The sequence below is a fragment of the Hymenobacter bucti genome (genome assembly GCF_042681145.1).
Lineage (GTDB): Bacteria > Bacteroidota > Bacteroidia > Cytophagales > Hymenobacteraceae > Hymenobacter > Hymenobacter bucti.
Genome location: NZ_JBHUFD010000001.1, coordinates 203,838 through 220,962 on the forward strand (window position 1 = coordinate 203,838; position 17,125 = coordinate 220,962).

A 17,125-nucleotide genomic window follows, 5' to 3' on the forward strand; every position below is an offset into this window, starting at 1 on the left:
TTGGCCGCTTCTTACTCAGCAAGAAGCGGCCTTTTGATTACTTAACACTATGCTACCTAGTAAACCCGCCCTCCACGCCGCCTGCCTCGCCTATGTGCAAACGCGCCTCGATGCGGCCCGCGCTGGCATGGCCGCCGCCCAGGAGTCGAGCAACTCCGAAACCAAGAGCAGCGCCGGCGACAAATACGAAACCGGCCGCGCCATGGCCCAGCAGGAGCGTGACCGCCACGCCGCCCAGCTCCACGAGGCCCAGCAGTTGCTCGGGGCCCTGCATAAAATCAACCCCGAGCTGGCCAGCGATACCGTGCGGCTGGGCGCGCTGGCCAGCACCAGCCTGGGGCTGTTCTACGTGAGTGTCAGCGCGGGGCGCTTGGCTACGGCCGAGGGGCAGGAATTTATGGCGGTGTCGCCGGCAGCGCCACTGGCCGTAGCGTTGCACGGGCGGCGGGCGGGCGAAGAAATTGTTTTCAACGGCAAGCCGGTGCGGGTGCTGGCCGTGAGTTAAGCGCGCCACCGCACCCTAGGCGCGGGTTAGCCGTATGGACGAGCTATGGAACCTACTCTTCGTTGGCTGGCCCAGCTGCCCGCCCCCAAAACTACGCCGCTGCAAAACGTAGCCCGCTGCCTACTAGGCAGCTTTATGGTGGCGGCCGGCACCGGCCACCTCACCTTCGTGCGCCGCGATTTTCAGGCCCAAGTACCCGACTTCGTGCCAATGGACAAAGACAACGTGGTGCTGATTTCGGGCGTGGTCGAAATCGGCCTGGGGCTGGTCCTGCTGCTGTTGAAAGGCAAAAACCGAGTGCGTATGGGCCTAGGGCTGGCGGCGTTTTACGCAGCTATTTTTCCGGGCAATATCCATCAGCACACGCACCACATTTCGGCCTTCAACCTCGACACCGATGGCAAGCGGCTGGCCCGCCTATTCGGCCAACCCGTGCTCATGGGCGTGGCGCTTTGGAGCACCGGCGCGCTACAAGCATTGCGCAAGAAGTAGCGTAATAACTTCGTTTCGGGCGCGCATGGCGCGCGCCCACGCAAGCAGACGAAATCTGACGCCGAAGGCTCAGTAGTGCGAAGCTTTGCCTCGCGCTATTGCGCCTTTTCGTTCTTCGCCACTACAAACATGCGGTCGCCAAACTGGCCCGTCAGCTTGTTGAGCCAATACGTGGGGTACTGCGTGCCGAGTTTCGTAGCCTGCTCCACCAGGTTGCCCCCTAGGCGAATGTTGGCGGGCGCCTTCACCGGATTCAGTAAATCGACTACTGAGAAACCATTCTTAGCCAGCATCTTGCGAATAGTAGTCGGCGTAAACTCGTAGAGGTGATAGGGCGGAATATCCATGCGGCGCTGGCGCCCTAGGGCCTTGTAAGCCGCAAAACCTAGGCGCATACTCGGTAGGTTGGTCACGCTGGGTAGGGCCAGCACCAGTAGTCCGCCGGGGCTCAGGATGCGGCCAAACTTGCGAATGGCGGCGGCCGGCGACAGCAGGTGCTCGAGCACGTCGCCTAGGTAGGCTAGGTCGAACTGGTTTTCGTGAAAGTCCTCGGTGGTTTCGATGTTGCCCGTCACCACGGGCAGGCCCAGTTCGCGGCGGGCGTAGTCGGCGGCGTGCGCCGATATTTCGAGGCCCGCCGTTTCCCAGCCCAGGCTTTGCAGGCTTTTGAGGGTGTAGCCGGGGCCACAGCCCACCTCTAGGTACCGAAACCGGCGGCCGGCGTAGTGCCGCTGCATGTAGGTTGTGAACTTGTCTTCCTTGACTTTGCTCAGGTCCAGGTTTTTGCCTTCTTCGATAAAAGTCTTGTCCTTCTCCGTGCGGTCGTAGTTGGGCCGGTCCGTGAAGTACTCCTTACCGTAGAGCTTTTCGAGCTGCGCGGGCGTGGGCTGCGGGTCCAGAAAAGCGAGGTCGCAGCTGGTGCAGCGGGTGCCTTGTAGGCGCTGGCCGTCAAAGAGATAGTAGAAAGGTAGGGGCTCGAAGCTCGTAGCTCCGCACAAATCGCAGTGACGCATCTTTTTCAGTTATCAGTTAGCAATCATCAGTTATCAGCAAGGCGGCTGGGCGATAAAGGCAGCTAATTCTACCCGTAAAGTTCAGCAGCAGAACCCAACCACGCGGCGGGCCGTTGGTTAACTAGGTGATTTGATAACTGATAATTGTTAACTGATAATTGAAATGCTAGACGCCGTCGTAATCGGGGCCGGCCCCGTGGGCTTGGCCTGCGCCCTCGAAATTCAGCGCCAGGGCCTCACCGTGACGGTGGTGGACAAGGGCGCGCTCGTCAACTCCATCGTGGGCTACCCCACCAACATGGAGTTTTTCTCGACGCCCGAATTGCTCGAAATCGGCGGCTACCCCTTCCCGATGGCTTCTTACAAGCCCCACCGCGAAGATGCCCTCGACTACTACCAGCGTGTAGCGGCCTCCGAAAAACTTAGCCTGCGCCTCTACGAGCGCGTGACGGGCCTGCGCGGCCAGGCCGGCGATTTTGTGGTCGAAACCACCAAGGGCGACATCGCTACGCGGGCCGTGGTGGTGGCCACCGGCTTCTTCGACGTGCCCAATACCCTAGGTATCCCGGGCGAGGATTTGCCACACGTAAACCATTATTTTAAGGAGCCTTACGCCCACGCCGGCCAAAACGTGGTGGTGATTGGCGCCAAGAACTCATCGGCCAAAGCTGCGCTCTCGCTGGCCCGCTCGGGCGCCCGCGCCACGCTGGTTGTGCGCGGCGCCGAAGTGTCGGAAAGCGTGAAGTACTGGATTCGGCCCGACCTGCTCAACCGCATCAAGGAGGGGCGCATCGCAGCGTATTTCAATACTACCATCACGGCTATCACGCCGCACACGGTGGAGGTCGTCACGCCCGAAGGGCCGCGCAGCATTCCGGCCGACTATGTGTACGCCCTCACCGGCTACCGCCCCGATTACACGCTGCTGGTGGATATGCTGGCCCTGCCGCTGGACGAAAACGACGACGCCCGGCCCATCATCTTCGACCCCGCTACCCACGAAACGGCGCGCCCCGGCGTGTACGCGGCCGGCACGGTATGCGGCGGCCTGGCCACCAGCCGCTGGTTTATTGAGAATGGGCGCCACCACGCGCAGCTTATTGCGGCGGCAATGGTTGGAGCACCCGTTACCGCTTAGGGAGTAGTTGCTTATAGAGTAATGAAAAAGGCCTCTCTTTCCATGGAAAGAGAGGCCTTATCTTTAGCACAAACGCTTGACTACTAATATTTAAAAGGCAGTAAGTATAACATCAGCAGTTATCGACCCATTGCCTGGAACACTGCTAATGTGCAGGGTGGTAGCTGATAGTTCTTTGATATCGTATGGGACGCTGGGACTTCCTAAGCTTAGGTTGTTTGGTTCCATAAGAATCAGCTTGTCGGTGCTTGGCATACTCCAAGTACCAGTGTCCGTTTGCGGGTCCGTGGGATTACATTTAATTGCCCCTGCATTGTGAACCAGTGTTTTATCCGAGTTAAATTTTAGGTAGTCATCTAGATTGCAAGCCGGTACTGCTCCTGGCAACGGTACTCCAGAAAGGAATACTGTGTAGGTAGTGATACGCCAGTTCTTAGCCGTGAGTAGGTCGGCGGGCGAGGTAGGGGTAGGCTCGCTGTCTTTTTTGCAGGCACTTAGCGTGGCAATACCGAAGCAAAGGAGAATAAGTTTTTTCATAGAATACGGTAACTAAATCGAGATAGTGAGCCACAAAGATACCAGCCTCTTATTGCAGCTATGACTAGGCAAACACCTGAATATAAAGGAAACTAATTGCATTGCTGCGCAGCCTTCACCGCATACGCATACCCTGCCACCGCTCCGCGCTGAAAAAATGAGCAGCCGCTGGCCGAGTCGCCCATCTGCTGCGCCAGCCGACCCAGCAAAAACAGCGTGCGCCCATCTGCGGGCTGGCTTTCCAGGGCCTGGAAGTAGGCGGTGCGGGCGTCGGCGTAGCGGCCTAGGTGGGCCAGGGCGGCGCCTTCGGCTTGCAGGTAGGCTAGGGGCACGGCGCGGCCCAGGCGCTGGTACTGGCGGCGGCCCTGGTGCAGGTCGGCCAGGGCGGGGCGGGGGCGACGCAGGTCGAGCAAGCGGTTTTCGCCGCGGGCTAGGTAGGCTTCGGCTAGCGTAGTGTCGAGGCGCAGGGCCTGCGAGTAGCTGCGTTCGGCTTCGGTGGGCTGGTGCAACACCGCCTGGCAGCGCCCTAGGCGGTAGAAAACGCGGGCGGCTTCGGGGGGCGGCAGCGGGTCGGTGCCGGCGGCGCTGGCCAGCAGGGCGGCCTGATAGTCGGCGCGGGCGGCGGGGTAATCGTGGTTGATGTCTTCGGCCAGCTGGCCCCGCAGGCGTAGGGCCGAAGTATAGTCTTCCCGAAAGCCGATGGCTTGGTCAAGGTAGCTGTAGGCGGTGCTCCACTGGCCCTGGGCAAAGGCCGTGCGGGCATCGTCATAATTAACGCCCGCCGCCACGCGGTCCATCACCACTTTGGCCGAGATGCCAAACAAGAAAATCAAGCCCGTGATGGCCGCTACCAACCAGAAATCCTGGCGATTAAAGCGCACCTGCTGGCGCGGCACCCGCTGCTGGTAGTGGCGCTCGCGGCTGCCGGCCGGGGGGCGGGTGCGCATTGGGGGCGCGGCCATGGGCGGCGGCATGTGGTACACCGAGGGGCCGCCGGCCGCCGCTTCGGCGGCAGCGCGGCGCTGGGTTTCGGCATACTGGGCAGCGTACTGCTGTTGCGAGTCGTACTGGGCGCGGCGGCCAGCGTCGGAGAGTACCCGGTAGGCAGCAGCCACGGCCTTGAACTGTTCCTCGTAGCGCGGGTCGCCCCCGTGCTTGTCGGGGTGCAGCTGGTTGGCTAAGCGCCGGTAGGCCTGCTTGATAACCTCGGCCGACGCCGACGCGGGCACCCCTAGCACCTGGTAATGATTCTGACTCACGTCCCGAAAAAATTAAAGAAAAGCCAGGGATAAAAGTCAGCCCCGGCCGCAAGTTTTGCGTAAAGAACGCCCCAGACGGGTGGGCTGTTGCCCACGGCGCCTGCTTCTTAACCGCAATCTCCAGCTAAACAATTCCTCTTCTATGGCGACCCTGACCGACGACAAAACGCCGCGCAACGATAGCCTCATCAGCAACCTAACCGGCTACCTCGATACGCGCATCGACATCATAAAGCTCGAAACCCAGGAAAAAGTGAAGGGTGCGTTTGTAAGCACCGTGCACGGCGTGGCCCTGGCGTTCCTAGGTGTCCTGTTTATCGTGTTTGGCTCCGTGTACCTGGGTTTAGCGCTGAATCAGGTACTCGATAGCCCCTCGGCGGGCTTTGGGCTAGTGGCCGCATTGTACTTGGTGCTAGCGGTACTTTTCTTTGTGGGCATTGATAAAAAAGTGTTCCAGGGCGTAGCCGATAAGCTGCTCAACAATACCATCTATAAATCGGATAAGCGCGAAGGCGCCAAGTAGCCGAGCGCTATCGGCCACTGGCGCAGCCGAGCTGTGCCAGCGGCCAGTGCGGCTACGCTACCCTCCCCCAACCAGCAACCACCACCTACCATGACTGAGCCGAACAACCCGCTTTTTGAAGATGAAAAGGAATTTCTGGAGCGCAAAAAGCTCGAGTACGAACGGGCTTTACGCGGTGATGTCGAAGAAATAAAAGAGCAGACTATTCACGTTGGCAAAATAGCGCTTGTGGGCGCTGGCATTGCGAGCGGGGTGTGGCTGCTAGTGAAGGCTTTCAGCGGCAGTAAGTCCAAGAAGAAGCGTAAGAAACACAAGCACCACGCGGCTTTCGAAGATTACGCAGGCTTTGATAGCTACGAGGGCTACGACGATGATGACCACGACCAGGAGCTAGATTCGTTGGCCACGGCCTACAACTCGCCTGAGTATGCGTATGACCACGCCGACCGCTATGCTGCGGGCGACGGCTTTTACCAAGCCGGCAGCAGTGCGGACTATTTTCAGGACGAGGATGGTGTTGTTGACGTCGACACCGAGGCTGACGACAACGGCCTGAGCGACTACCCAGACTTTCCGGCTCACTCTAGCCCGCAGCACGGCGCCGATGCCGAAATGGAGGCCGACGTCGACACAACGTATGGCAGCCATGCCGATGTGTACCACACCGATGAGGACCACGGCTACGATGAAGCTGCAGAAAGCGTAGACGATGAAGAGCCAACGCAGGCGCACTCTTTCGCATCAGCCAGTTCGTATCAGGCGCGTCCTTACGACGACAGCCGCCGCTTGCCCGAGTCAAATAGTTTTGCTGCTCCCGAAGAAGATAAGCCAGCACCCACGCCGGTTGCGGCAGCCGAAGCCCCCGAACCTAAGAAGCCGTGGCTGATTCCGACAGTGATGGCTTTTGCCAAGACTGAAACGGGTAAGGTAATCGTGGCCCAGGCAGCTGCCATAGCTATGGCATTTATAACCAGCAAGGTAAAGGATATTCTGCCGGGCAATGAGGCCAAAACCGGCAAAAATGCCGACCTTGCGCCCTCACCGGCCCTGTCAGGCGATTTGCCCGCTGCGTGGCCTGCTACTACTGCCGCTCAGGATGTCTCTGCTGCCGCCCACCACAACGACACCACTACCTACCGCGAGCCGCTTGCTTGACACGCTGGCTGAGTTGCGGCGGCGCGGGCGTAAAGCACTCGCCGTTCTGCTCGACCCCGATGATTTTGCCGCTGACCACCTGCGCCATTTGTTGCGCCTGACCCAGCAGCATCCCGTAGATTTTTTCCTCGTGGGGGGCAGCCTAGTGCTTACTGAGCACCAGGCTGCCCTCATTGCGTTGCTCAAGGCGGAGGCGCCGCAGGTGCCCGTTATCCTGTTTCCGAGCCACGCGCTGCACGTGGACCCCGCCGCCGACGGTATTCTGCTGCTGTCACTCATTTCGGGGCGCAACCCGGATTTCCTGATTGGCCAGCACGTGGTGGCCGCCCCGCGCCTGCGCCAAAGCGGCTTGCAGCTGCTGCCCACTGGCTACATGCTGGTCGATAGTGGCCGGCCCACCACTGCTTCTTACATCAGCGGCACTACGCCGTTGCCCCACGACAAGCCCAGCATCGCGGCGGCCACGGCTATGGCTGGCGAGCAGCTTGGCCTGCGCCTCATCTACCTCGACGGTGGCAGCGGGGCCCAGCACCCCGTTTCGGCCGCCATGATACGCGCTGTGCGCGAAGCCGTAGATGTGCCCCTCATCGTAGGCGGCGGCCTCAACACGGGCGAGAAAATCCGCGCCGCCCTAACCGCCGGCGCCGACCTGGTAGTAATAGGCAACCACCTCGAACGCAACCCCCACTTCCTAGCAGAAGCCGCCACACAAATCGCAGATTTAACGGATTTCACAGATACGCCCGCTAAAGCGGGCTGACTACTTGTCTAGGTGTGTTGTCTGGTATGTCTGTCTGGTAAGCACCAGCAGAGGCGATAAACCAAAAAGGCTGCCTCAAGGCAGCCTTTTTGGTTTATCGCTAATTTCCGAGTGAGTAGTCAGCCCGCTTTAGCGGGCGTATCTGTGAAATCCGTTAAATCCGTTAAATCTGCGATTATATGTTCATGGCGGACTCGCGGCGGCGCATTTTGCCGGCCGGGATGCCGAACATCATCTTGAAGCGGCGGCAGAAGTAGGCAGTGTCTTTGTAGCCCACCTCGCGGCCGATGTCGCGGATGCTCTTTTTGGTGGTGCGCAGCAGCGATACCGCGCGCTCCATGCGCTGGTACTCAATGTAGTCCTGCGGGTTGATATTGGTCAGCATCTTGAAGTACTGGCCCACGTAGTCCTCGCTCACGCCCGCTACGCCCGCCAGCACCTTGTTCGAAAGGTCGCCGCTGAGGTTCTCCTTAATGAAGTTGAACAGGTCGATGAGGCGCGGGTCCTTGAAGTAGGTGCTGTTGGTGGCGAGCTGCTCCACAAACAGGTTGTTGCGCAAGATGTAGCGCACCACCTCTACCACGATATTTTCGGTGTAGATGCTCACTAGCCGTTCGCGGCCCGGCAAATCTTGTAGCGTTTCTTCAACAACTTTAATAATTAAGTTGGCCAGTTTAGTATTGCCTTTGATAACAAAGGCCGGCACATCAAGCGAAGAGAAAAAGTTAACCGAGTCAAATACTTTGGCCTCAAAAGCCACGAAGCTGTGGCTCTCTTCTGCGTCGCCAATCAGGTCAAGATTGTCGTTCGACGAGAAGAAACGGTCCTTATTAGTAATCAGGTCATCGTTGGAAATAACGCGGTTGCCAGCGCCGGCACCGTAGCCAATGCGCGTGGCCCGGCCACCCGGCACAAATAGCAGTTCACCTTCCTCTACAACTTGCTCATCTTCCCCGAAGCGAACCTGGCCCCGGTGCAATAAAATAATATTATTACCCACGTCATATACGTTGCGGGCGGTAAAGCCTTGCCGTAGTACCAAATTTTTGGCTTTGATGTAGCGGACCCCTAGTGATTCGATGACTTTATTGTAATCCTCCATAAGTTAATGAGTAGCTCTCGGGTATAATGAGTGTTAAAGGTGCCGAAAGTTACGATTAAATAATCCAATAAAGCACGGTAAAATTCAGTAAAAATAAAAACCCAGGCCAAAAGGCCTGGGTTTTGTGCAAAATGCCCGTAAACAGGGCCACCAAATGGCCTATTTGAGGATTTCCCGTGATATCACAATTTTCTGAATCTCAGAAGTGCCTTCGTAAATCTGCGTGATTTTGGCGTCGCGCATGAAGCGTTCCACGTGATATTCCTTCACAAAGCCATAGCCGCCGTGGATTTGCACAGCCTCAACGGCAGCGTCCATGGCCGTCTTGGAGGCGAATAATTTAGCCATAGCGCCGCTTTTGGCGTAGTCAGCGTTGTTGTCTTTGTCAGCGGCGGCTTTCAGGCACAACAGGCGGGCAGCCTCCACGTTGGTCGCCATGTCGGCCAGCTTAAACTGAATGGCCTGGTGCTGGGCGATGGGCACTCCAAAAGCCTTGCGCTCCTTGGCGTATTTGATGCTGAGCTCGAGCGAGCCCGACGCGATACCTAGGGCCTGCGCCGCAATGCCAATGCGCCCACCCGCCAGCACCTGCATGGCGAACTTAAAGCCGAAGCCATCGGCGCCGATGCGGTTTTCCTTGGGCACCTGCACGTCGTTGAAGAGCAGCGAGCACGTGTCGGAGCCCCGGATGCCGAGCTTGTTCTCCTTAGGTCCTTGCTGAAAGCCGGGCATGTCCTTGTCCACAATCAGCACGTTGATGCCGCGCGACTTCAGCTCGGGATGCGTTTGGGCAATGACGAGGTACACCGAGGCGGTGGTGCCGTTGGTAATCCAGTTCTTAGTGCCGTTCAGCAAGTAGTAATCGCCTTTGTCTTCGGCGGTGGTTTGCTGGCTGGTGGCGTCGGAGCCAGCTTCGGGCTCGGAGAGGGCAAAGGCACCGACGATTTCGCCCGAGCACAGGCGCGGCAGATACTTCTGCTTCTGTTCTTCGGTGCCGTACTTTTCGAGGCCCCAACACACCAGCGAGTTATTCACTGACATGATAACCGAGCACGAAGCGTCGACCTTGGAGATTTCCTCCATCGCCAGCACATAGCTCATGGTGTCGAGGCCCGAGCCGCCGTATTCGGGGCTCACCATCATGCCCATGAAGCCGAGCTCGCCCATTTTCTTGATTTGCTCGGTCGGAAATTTCTGGTGCTCGTCGCGCTCAATTACGCCCGCCCATAGTTCTTGGGCAAAGTCGCGGGCCGCGTCGCGCACCGCCAGGTGCTCTTCGGTGAGCTGAAACGGTGAGGTGGGGGCAGTGGTAGTCGTCATACGGGGTGGGGGCCGAAGCCAGGGGTGGGGTAGGGTGAGAATACAGACACAAAAATACGGCCTAGGGTGCATGTGGGCCGAAAAAAAAGTCGTCATGCCGAGTACCGGCCTGACGACTTTTTAGTTCACTACTGAGCGCGCAGTGTTTTAGTTACGGCGGCTACCGCTCAGGAAAATACTGGCGTAGTAGAGCAGCGTAGCCAGCGAGCTGAGCGCGGCCACCACGTAAGTCATGGCCGCCCACCAAAGGGCGTCTTTGGCGCCCGCGTGCTCCTGGGTAGTCACAACGCCACTGCGGTCCATCCAGGCCAGGGCGCGGCGCGAGGCGTCGAACTCGACGGGCAGCGTAATGAACGAGAACAGCGTGGTAAGGGCAAACAGCCCAATGCCGATACCTAGGGGGATGATGCTGGTGCGTATCATAAAGATGCCAGCCAGCAAAATGAACGGCATGAACTTAGACACGGCCGACAGCGTGGGTACCATGGCCGAGCGAAACTTCAGGAAGCCGTATGCCTGGGCGTGTTGCACGGCGTGGCCGCATTCGTGGGCGGCTACGGCCGCGGCGGCCACCGTGCGCTCGTTGTACACGTCGGCGCTGAGGTTCACGGTCTTATCGGTCGGGTTGTAATGGTCGCTCAGGCTGCCCTCGGTGCTGGTAATCTGCACATCGCGGATGCCGTGGTCAGCCAGCATTTTGGCTGCCACCTCGCGGCCGCTCAGGTTGGCGCGCAGGCCCACTTGGCCGTACTCTTTAAACTTGCTGCGCAGGCGCCACTGCACCGCGGCGCTGGCAACCATTATTAAAATCAGAAGCAGGTACATGATGAAGAAAAGATGAAGACACTAGTTAAACGGCTAGTTTCCGGTGGCGGTTGCCCTAGGTAGACGCGCTGCTTAGCCGCGTGCTTTCGCCACAATGCGCGACGTGCTGTAGCCCGCTACCAGCGGCACGGTCAGAACCTGGCCGCCTCTTTCTAACACCAATTCGTGCCCCACAATTCCGGCTATGCTATAGTCGTCGCCCTTCACCAGAATGTCGGGCTGCACCAGCTCGATGAGCTGCAACGGCGTGTCTTCGCCAAACAGCACTACGGCATCGACAAAGGCCAGCGCGGCCATGATGCGGGCGCGTGAGGTTTGGTCTTGTAGCGGCCGGCCGGGCTTGAGGGCGCTCACCGAGGCATCGGTATTGAGGCCCACCACCAGGCGGTCGCCGAGGGCGCGGGCCTTTTCGAGGTAGTCCACGTGCCCTAGGTGTAACAAATCGAAGCAGCCGTTGGTGAACACGACGCGCTCGCCGGCGGCCCGCCAGGCGGCGAGGGCAGCGGGCAGTTGCTCGGAGGTGAGGATTTTATCAGCAGTCATCTTGATAGGGGTAATTTGAGTAATGGGTAATTGGCGTAATCTGCATGACCAACCCGCAGTGCAACGCTGTTTGGATTACTCAAATTACCCATTACCCCCATTGCCTATTCTGTAGTAAGCGGCTCGTGGGCCAGAGCCTCGGCCTCGTCGGCAATGTTGCCTTTGTCGGAGGCCGCCACAGCCACGAAGCTGATGCCGCCCATCAGCACCACCAGCAGCGTTTGGGCGCCGTGCACCACCAGCGCGTAAGCAATACCGGCCTCCTTGCTAATGCCATAGACCAGCAAAATGCCCTGCACCAGCACGTGAAACGGCCCGATGCCACCCGCCACCGGCGCGGCCATGCCGAAGGCGCCGAAGGTGAGCACCGCTAGGCCGGCGCGCATATCGAGGCCGTAGGTTTCGGGAAAGCAGAAAAACGCCAGGTAGTCGAGCAGGTAGTACACGAGCCAAGTAAAGAGCGTGTGCAGCAAAAAGAGCCCCTTGTTTTTGAGCTTGAGCACGCTGAACACGCCCGCCAGCAGGCCCTTCACGAACACCGCCGCTTTGTTGAATAGCGCGATTTGGCGCAGCTTCTCCAGGTTGCGAAACAGGGCGTAGCCGCCCACGGCGAGTAGCACCAGGGCAATAATGGCCGCCACAACCAGCGGCGTGGGGTTGCGGGCAATGGTGTCGGCCTGGCCCCCCAGCAGCTTGTCATTGATGAAGGCCCAGAAGGTCTTAAAATCGAGCAGCAGCGTGCACCCCAGCAGAGTAAGCAGCATCAGCACGTCAATTACGCGCTCGGTCACCACGGTACCTAGGGCCACCTGCACCGGCACGCCGGCGGTGCGCCGCAGCACCGAGCACCGGATAACCTCGCCTGCCCGCGGCAGCACTAGGTTGGCGAGGTAGCCCACCATCATGGCGTGGTACACCTTCCAGTAGGGCGCGGGGTTTTGGGAGGCGTCGAGCTGCATCTGCCAGCGGTAGGCGCGGCTGAAGTATCCCATAGCCGATAGCACAAGCGAAAGACTGAGCCAGAAGTAGTTGGCTGTGCGGATGTAGTGCCCGATGCGCGACAAATCCTGGCCGCGCACCGCGTACCACATCAGCGCCCCTGAAATGCTGAGCAGCAGTGCGTATTTAAGAACGGTAAGCAGGTGCTTCATATGATGGGTGAAGAGGTGAGAAAGTGACGAGGTGAAGGGGTGAAGAGGTAAAACAGGCTGTCCTACTTCCTCACTTTCTTACCCTCTTATCTACTCACTTATCCGGTTGTGCTGGTCGGGGAAGATGACGGTGGGCTTGTGCGCCCGGGCCTCGGCGAAGTCGACCAGGGCGTAAGAAAACACGATAATCACGTCGCCCACGGCCACGCGGCGGGCGGCGGGGCCGTTGAGGCAGATGGTGCCCGTGCCGCGCTCGCCGCGGATGGTGTAGGTTTCGAGGCGCTCGCCGTTGTTGACGTTCACGACCGTTACCTTTTCATTTTCAACCATATTGGCGGCGTCGAGCAGGTCTTCGTCGATGGTGATGCTGCCCACGTAGTGCAGCTCGGCCTGGGTGACCTTAACGCGGTGAATCTTGGACTTGAGAACTTCGATGTGCATAAAATCGGGATAAAATAGCGCTCAAAGATACCAGCTAGCCGCGGCGGCGCCCGGTGCCAAGTTTTTGGACTAAGCGCAGCGCGTGTAGGACGGACGGGAGGGGCTGCGTAGCTTAGCCGCCTCACTGCTGCCCTAGCTCTCCTTCAGTCGCATGAAAATCACTAAGCTGCTCGTCGCCAACCGGGGCGAAATTGCCATTCGCGTCTTCCGCGCCGCCTCCGAGCTCGGTATTCCCACGGTAGCCCTCTACACCTATGAGGACCGGTACTCGCTGCACCGCTACAAGGCCGACGAGGCCTACCAAATTGGGCGCGACGACGAGCCGCTGCGGCCCTACCTTGATATTGAAGGCGTTATTAAGCTGGCGCTGGAAAACGGCGCCAACGCCATCCACCCCGGCTACGGCTTTCTCAGCGAAAACGCCACCCTGGCCCGCCGCTGCCGCGAGGAAGGTATCATTTTCGTGGGCCCGCGCCCCGAGGTCATGGAGGCCCTAGGTGACAAAGTAGCCGCCAAAGCGGTGGCGATGCAGTGCGGCGTGCCGCTTATTGAAAGCAGTGAAAAAGACCTGACCGACGCCGACATAGCCTTGGCCGAGGCCCACCGCATCGGCTACCCCGTGATGCTGAAAGCCGCCAGCGGCGGCGGCGGCCGCGGCATGCGCGTCATCCGCGACGACGAGCAACTGGCCAAAGGCTTCTTTGAAGCCCGCAACGAGGCGCTGAACGCCTTCGGCGACGACACGGTGTTCCTGGAGAAATTTGTGGAGCGCCCCAAGCACATCGAGGTGCAACTGGTGGGCGACCAGCACGGCCACCTCACCCACCTCTACGAGCGCGACTGCTCGGTGCAGCGGCGCTTCCAGAAGGTGGTGGAAGTAGCGCCCGCCGTAGACCTCACCGACGTCACCCGCAGCAAGCTCTACGAGTACGCCTTGCAAATCGGGCGGGCCGTGGGTTACGACAACGTGGGTACGGTCGAGTTTTTGGTGAATCCCGAGCTGGACCGCATTTACTTCATCGAGGTCAACCCCCGCATCCAGGTCGAGCACACGGTGACCGAGATGATAACGGGCGTAGATATTGTTAAAACGCAGCTATTTATTGCGTCGGGCTTCCCGCTCGAGTCGCCCGAAATCGGCCTAGGTCCCGACGTGGTGGTGCCGCGCATGGGCGTGGCCGTGCAGTGCCGCATCACGACCGAAGACGCTACCAACGATTTTAAGCCCGACTACGGTACCATCGTGGCTTACCGCTCGGCGGGCGGCTTCGGCATCCGGCTCGACCAAGGCTCGGTGTACCAGGGCGCGGTGATTTCGCCGTTTTTCGATTCGCTGCTGGTGAAAGTGTCGACCCAGGCGCCCACGCTGGCCAGCGCGGCCCAAAAAATGCTGCGCACGCTGGACGAGTTTCGGGTGCGCGGGGTGAAGACCAACATGCAGTTCCTGCAAAATATAGTGCGTCACCCCGAGTTTCAGGCGGGCCACGCCACCGTCGATTTCATCAAGGACAACCCCGACCTACTCCAGTTTAAGACGCGCCTCGACCGCGCCACCCGCATTCTCAACTTCCTGGGCGAGATAGTGGTGAACGGTAACCCCGACGTGGCCGGCCGCGTGGACGAGCGCCGCCAGATTCGCAAGCCGACACTGCCCGCCGCCGACCTCAGCCTTCCACCCGCCGACGGCACCCGCCAGAAACTACTGGCCCTGGGCCCCGATGAGTTTGCCAAGTGGCTGCGCGCCGAGCCCGTCATCCACTACACCGATACCACGCTGCGCGACGCCCACCAGAGCCTGCTGGCCACCCGCATGCGTACCGTCGACATGCTGAAGGTGGCCGAACGCTACGCCCGCCAGCACCCCCAAACCTTCTCGATGGAAGTGTGGGGCGGCGCCACCTTCGACGTGGCCCTGCGCTTCTTGCACGAAGACCCCTGGGCCCGCCTCACCCGGCTGCGCACGGCGGTGCCCAACATCATGCTGCAAATGCTGATTCGGGGCGCCAACGGCGTGGGCTACAAGGCGTATCCGGATAACCTGACCGAGAAATTCGTGGCCACGGCCAGCGAAAAAGGAATTGATGTCTTCCGCATCTTCGACTCCCTGAACTGGATGAAGGGCATGGAAGGCTGCATCAACTCCGTGCGCAAGCAAACGCCCGGCCTGGCCGAAGGCAGCATCTGCTACACCGGCGACATCCTGGACCCCAGCCGCCCCAAGTACAACCTCAATTACTACCTCACGCTGGCCCGCCAGCTCGAAGAAGCCGGCGCCCACATCCTCTGCATCAAGGACATGGCCGGCCTGCTCAAGCCCTACGCCGCCGCCGAGCTGATACCCGCCCTGCGCGAAACGGTGAAAATCCCGATTCACCTGCACACCCACGACACCAGCAGCCTGCAAAGCGCCACCTACCTCAAGGCCGTGGAAGCGGGCGTAAATGTCATCGACGTGGCCCTAGGGGGCCTCTCGGGCCTCACCTCGCAGCCCAACTTCAACTCGGTGGTGGAAATGCTGCGCCACTCGCCCCGCCACCGCGAGTTCGACCAGCACAGCCTCAACGAGTTCAGCGACTACTTCGAGGCCCTGCGCGAGCAGTACTATCCCTTCGAAAGCGGCCTGCTGGCTGGCACGGCCGAGGTCTATGAGCACGAAATCCCCGGCGGCCAGTACTCTAATCTGCGGCCCCAGGCGGCGGCCCTCGGGCTGCTCGATAAGTTTGAGGAGGTGAAGCAGCGCTTCCACGACGCTAATGAGTTGCTGGGCGACATTCCAAAGGTGACGCCCTCCTCAAAGGTCGTGGGCGACCTGTCGCTGTTCATGGTTTCCAATAACCTCACGCCGCAGGACGTGCTCGAAAAAGGCCCGACGCTGAACTTCCCCGAGTCGGTGCGCGAGCTGCTGCGCGGTGATATCGGCCAGCCCGAAGGCGGCTGGCCCGCCGACATTCAGCATGCCGTGCTGCGCGACGAGAAGCCGTTTACCGAGCGGCCCGGCGAGCATTTGGCGCCTATTGATTTTGATAAAGAGTGGGCCGAGTTTGAGAAAACGCACCCCTACGCGCAGTTCACTGACTTGCTATCTAGCTTGCTCTACCCCAAGGTATTTGCTGATTATTGGGAGTTCCGCAAGAGCTACGGCGACGTGAGCCGCGTGCCCACGCCGGTGTTCTTCTTCGGCCTCAAGGAAGGCGAGGAAACTATCATCGAAATCGCGCGCGGCAAGTCGATTATTATCCGGCTCCAGTCCATCGGCCCGGTCAATGCCGAGGGCATGCGCACCATGTTCTTCACCCTCAACGGCCAAACCCGCAACCTAGAGGTGCGCGACCAAAGCGTGGAGGTGAAAACCGTGCACAACGCCAAAGCCGACCGCGCCAACGCCAAGCAAATAGCGGCCCCGCTGCAAGGCCTGCTCAGCAAAATGCTGGTCGAGGCCGGCCAGCAGGTCGCCAAAAACGCGCCGCTCTTCGTGATTGAAGCCATGAAGATGGAAACCACCATCACCGCGCCCGAAGACCTCACGGTGGGTGCTATTACTCTGGGTGAAGGCACCCGCGTGTTGGCCGACGACCTGGTGCTGACGGTAGCGTAACGAACTAGTTAGCTAGTACTTACTGTTTGTAAGCATGTCTTTATTTTCTAAATTTCCGCTGTTTGCCCTGCTTGCCCTGCCGCTGGTGGGGCAAGCCCAGGCCACCAGCACCGACCTAGGCCGTGATTTGAACGGGAACTTCAATAACGGCTACTCGCTCATTCCGCCCGATGATAACCTGCTGAGGGAGAGTACTGGTCTGCTGGCGGGCTGGGTGCCCGCCTCGGTGCTGCTGGCCGGCAATAAAACCCCCACAGTAGTGCCGCTCAAGTACGACCTGTACCGCCAGGAGCTGCGGGTGCGCCGCGCCAAGGGCGACTCGGTAGTAGTGCCCCTGAGCCGGGTGCAGGAGTTTACGCTGCAGCCCGCGGCGACAAATGCCCGGCGTTTTGTCTGCTACCCGGCTGCTAGCCTGCCACCCGAGGCGGGTGGCGGCTGCGGCGAGGCACTGACCAGCGGTACCCAGCTGCAACTGCTGAAATTTTGGAAAAAAACGGTGGTGAAGCGCCCCGGCGAGAGCAACTCGTACGCCTCAAACACGAGCGTCAGCCACCTCGAAGACCAAACCGCCTACTACTTGCGCTGGGCCGATGGCCGCTTCGTGCCCGTGCGCCTCAAGCGCGCCAGCCTGGAGCAGGCCCTCGCTGGGCAGCCCGCCGCGCTGGCCGCCCTCAAGGCTCGCAAAGGCAACCTAGGCAGCGAAGCCGATATGGCCGCTGCACTGCTGGCCCTCGACCCGCTGCTGACGGCGCCAGCGAAATAATCT

17 protein-coding genes are annotated in these 17,125 nt (G+C 60.0%); 8 read left to right on the top strand and 9 right to left on the bottom strand.

Features of this window, described 5'->3' with window-relative positions; translation table 11 throughout:
• Positions 1–49: 49 nt before the first annotated feature.
• Positions 50–505, top strand: coding sequence for a 3-oxoacyl-ACP synthase (locus ACFSDX_RS00780; RefSeq protein WP_382311145.1), 456 nt, complete (start codon positions 50–52; stop codon positions 503–505).
• Positions 506–550: 45 nt separating this feature from the next.
• The gene (locus ACFSDX_RS00785; RefSeq protein ID WP_382311147.1) at positions 551–997 is read left to right on the top strand and encodes a DoxX family protein; all 447 of its coding nucleotides are present in this window, start codon (positions 551–553) and stop codon (positions 995–997) included.
• 95 nt (positions 998–1,092) lie between these two features.
• Here the strand turns inward: ACFSDX_RS00785 and ACFSDX_RS00790 are convergent, their stop codons facing one another.
• Complete coding sequence (locus ACFSDX_RS00790) at positions 1,093–2,010, bottom strand: class I SAM-dependent methyltransferase (RefSeq protein ID WP_382311149.1); 918 nt, start codon at positions 2,008–2,010, stop codon at positions 1,093–1,095.
• Between the two features lie 163 nt (positions 2,011–2,173).
• Here ACFSDX_RS00790 and ACFSDX_RS00795 point away from each other — a divergent pair, with 163 nt between their 5' ends.
• Positions 2,174–3,148 (top strand): YpdA family putative bacillithiol disulfide reductase, encoded by a 975-nt coding sequence (locus ACFSDX_RS00795; RefSeq protein ID WP_382311151.1) that lies wholly within the window; start codon positions 2,174–2,176, stop codon positions 3,146–3,148.
• Positions 3,149–3,238: 90 nt separating this feature from the next.
• Here ACFSDX_RS00795 and ACFSDX_RS00800 read toward each other — a convergent pair whose 3' ends face one another.
• Together ACFSDX_RS00800 and ACFSDX_RS00805 are read right to left on the bottom strand one after the other, a co-directional pair.
• Complete coding sequence (locus ACFSDX_RS00800) at positions 3,239–3,685, bottom strand: lipocalin family protein (protein WP_382311153.1); 447 nt, start codon at positions 3,683–3,685, stop codon at positions 3,239–3,241.
• Positions 3,686–3,777: 92 nt separating this feature from the next.
• Complete coding sequence (locus ACFSDX_RS00805) at positions 3,778–4,944, bottom strand: J domain-containing protein (protein ID WP_382311155.1); 1,167 nt, start codon at positions 4,942–4,944, stop codon at positions 3,778–3,780.
• Between the two features lie 142 nt (positions 4,945–5,086).
• Here ACFSDX_RS00805 and ACFSDX_RS00810 point away from each other — a divergent pair, with 142 nt between their 5' ends.
• The 3 genes from ACFSDX_RS00810 (at position 5,087) to ACFSDX_RS00820 (ending at position 7,382) form a co-directional block, all read left to right on the top strand.
• A complete protein-coding gene (locus tag ACFSDX_RS00810; protein ID WP_382311157.1) occupies positions 5,087–5,467 on the top strand; it encodes a phage holin family protein in 381 nt (126 codons plus the stop codon).
• A 90-nt stretch (positions 5,468–5,557) separates the two neighbouring features.
• Positions 5,558–6,622, top strand: coding sequence for a hypothetical protein (locus tag ACFSDX_RS00815; protein WP_382311159.1), 1,065 nt, complete (start codon positions 5,558–5,560; stop codon positions 6,620–6,622).
• Positions 6,615–7,382, top strand: a complete 768-nt coding sequence (locus ACFSDX_RS00820; protein WP_382311161.1) for a geranylgeranylglyceryl/heptaprenylglyceryl phosphate synthase — start codon at positions 6,615–6,617, stop codon at positions 7,380–7,382. The genes ACFSDX_RS00815 and ACFSDX_RS00820 overlap by 8 nt, the downstream gene beginning before the upstream one ends.
• 175 nt (positions 7,383–7,557) lie before the next feature.
• Here the strand turns inward: ACFSDX_RS00820 and ACFSDX_RS00825 are convergent, their stop codons facing one another.
• From ACFSDX_RS00825 to panD, 6 genes are all read right to left on the bottom strand, one after another.
• On the bottom strand, positions 7,558–8,484 hold the full coding sequence (locus ACFSDX_RS00825) for a helix-turn-helix domain-containing protein (protein ID WP_382311164.1): 927 nt from the start codon (positions 8,482–8,484) through the stop codon (positions 7,558–7,560).
• A 159-nt stretch (positions 8,485–8,643) separates the two neighbouring features.
• The gene (locus ACFSDX_RS00830) at positions 8,644–9,804 is read right to left on the bottom strand and encodes an acyl-CoA dehydrogenase (RefSeq protein WP_382311166.1); all 1,161 of its coding nucleotides are present in this window, start codon (positions 9,802–9,804) and stop codon (positions 8,644–8,646) included.
• A gap of 147 nt (positions 9,805–9,951) precedes the next feature.
• Positions 9,952–10,629 carry a zinc metallopeptidase gene (locus tag ACFSDX_RS00835; protein ID WP_382311168.1) on the bottom strand — a complete coding sequence of 226 codons (678 nt, stop codon included), beginning with the start codon at positions 10,627–10,629 and terminating at the stop codon, positions 9,952–9,954.
• 72 nt (positions 10,630–10,701) lie between these two features.
• Positions 10,702–11,172, bottom strand: coding sequence for a D-glycero-beta-D-manno-heptose 1-phosphate adenylyltransferase (rfaE2, locus tag ACFSDX_RS00840; protein ID WP_382311171.1), 471 nt, complete (start codon positions 11,170–11,172; stop codon positions 10,702–10,704).
• A 104-nt stretch (positions 11,173–11,276) separates the two neighbouring features.
• Positions 11,277–12,323, bottom strand: coding sequence for a lysylphosphatidylglycerol synthase transmembrane domain-containing protein (locus ACFSDX_RS00845; RefSeq protein WP_382311173.1), 1,047 nt, complete (start codon positions 12,321–12,323; stop codon positions 11,277–11,279).
• Positions 12,324–12,413: 90 nt separating this feature from the next.
• The gene (panD, locus tag ACFSDX_RS00850) at positions 12,414–12,764 is read right to left on the bottom strand and encodes an aspartate 1-decarboxylase (RefSeq protein ID WP_382311175.1); all 351 of its coding nucleotides are present in this window, start codon (positions 12,762–12,764) and stop codon (positions 12,414–12,416) included.
• A 151-nt stretch (positions 12,765–12,915) separates the two neighbouring features.
• Between panD and ACFSDX_RS00855 the strand changes: the two genes are divergently transcribed.
• Positions 12,916–16,359, top strand: a complete 3,444-nt coding sequence (locus ACFSDX_RS00855; protein WP_382311177.1) for a pyruvate carboxylase — start codon at positions 12,916–12,918, stop codon at positions 16,357–16,359.
• A gap of 34 nt (positions 16,360–16,393) precedes the next feature.
• Positions 16,394–17,122, top strand: coding sequence for a hypothetical protein (locus ACFSDX_RS00860; protein WP_382311179.1), 729 nt, complete (start codon positions 16,394–16,396; stop codon positions 17,120–17,122).
• The last annotated feature ends 3 nt before the right edge of the window (positions 17,123–17,125 follow it).

Excerpts from the sequence above, each read along its gene's own strand:
- panD (WP_382311175.1), bottom strand. The coding sequence starts at position 12,764 with ATGCACATCGAAGTTCTCAAGTCCAAGATTCACCGCGTTAAGGTCACC.
- rfaE2 (WP_382311171.1), bottom strand. The coding sequence starts at position 11,172 with ATGACTGCTGATAAAATCCTCACCTCCGAGCAACTGCCCGCTGCCCTC.
- ACFSDX_RS00785 (WP_382311147.1), top strand. The coding sequence starts at position 551 with ATGGAACCTACTCTTCGTTGGCTGGCCCAGCTGCCCGCCCCCAAAACT.
- ACFSDX_RS00830 (WP_382311166.1), bottom strand. The coding sequence starts at position 9,804 with ATGACGACTACCACTGCCCCCACCTCACCGTTTCAGCTCACCGAAGAG.
- ACFSDX_RS00800 (WP_382311153.1), bottom strand. The coding sequence starts at position 3,685 with ATGAAAAAACTTATTCTCCTTTGCTTCGGTATTGCCACGCTAAGTGCC.
- ACFSDX_RS00835 (WP_382311168.1), bottom strand. The coding sequence starts at position 10,629 with ATGTACCTGCTTCTGATTTTAATAATGGTTGCCAGCGCCGCGGTGCAG.
- ACFSDX_RS00860 (WP_382311179.1), top strand. The coding sequence starts at position 16,394 with ATGTCTTTATTTTCTAAATTTCCGCTGTTTGCCCTGCTTGCCCTGCCG.
- ACFSDX_RS00855 (WP_382311177.1), top strand. The coding sequence starts at position 12,916 with ATGAAAATCACTAAGCTGCTCGTCGCCAACCGGGGCGAAATTGCCATT.
- ACFSDX_RS00795 (WP_382311151.1), top strand. The coding sequence starts at position 2,174 with ATGCTAGACGCCGTCGTAATCGGGGCCGGCCCCGTGGGCTTGGCCTGC.
- ACFSDX_RS00825 (WP_382311164.1), bottom strand. The coding sequence starts at position 8,484 with ATGGAGGATTACAATAAAGTCATCGAATCACTAGGGGTCCGCTACATC.
- ACFSDX_RS00845 (WP_382311173.1), bottom strand. The coding sequence starts at position 12,323 with ATGAAGCACCTGCTTACCGTTCTTAAATACGCACTGCTGCTCAGCATT.
- ACFSDX_RS00815 (WP_382311159.1), top strand. The coding sequence starts at position 5,558 with ATGACTGAGCCGAACAACCCGCTTTTTGAAGATGAAAAGGAATTTCTG.
- ACFSDX_RS00810 (WP_382311157.1), top strand. The coding sequence starts at position 5,087 with ATGGCGACCCTGACCGACGACAAAACGCCGCGCAACGATAGCCTCATC.
- ACFSDX_RS00780 (WP_382311145.1), top strand. The coding sequence starts at position 50 with ATGCTACCTAGTAAACCCGCCCTCCACGCCGCCTGCCTCGCCTATGTG.
- ACFSDX_RS00790 (WP_382311149.1), bottom strand. The coding sequence starts at position 2,010 with ATGCGTCACTGCGATTTGTGCGGAGCTACGAGCTTCGAGCCCCTACCT.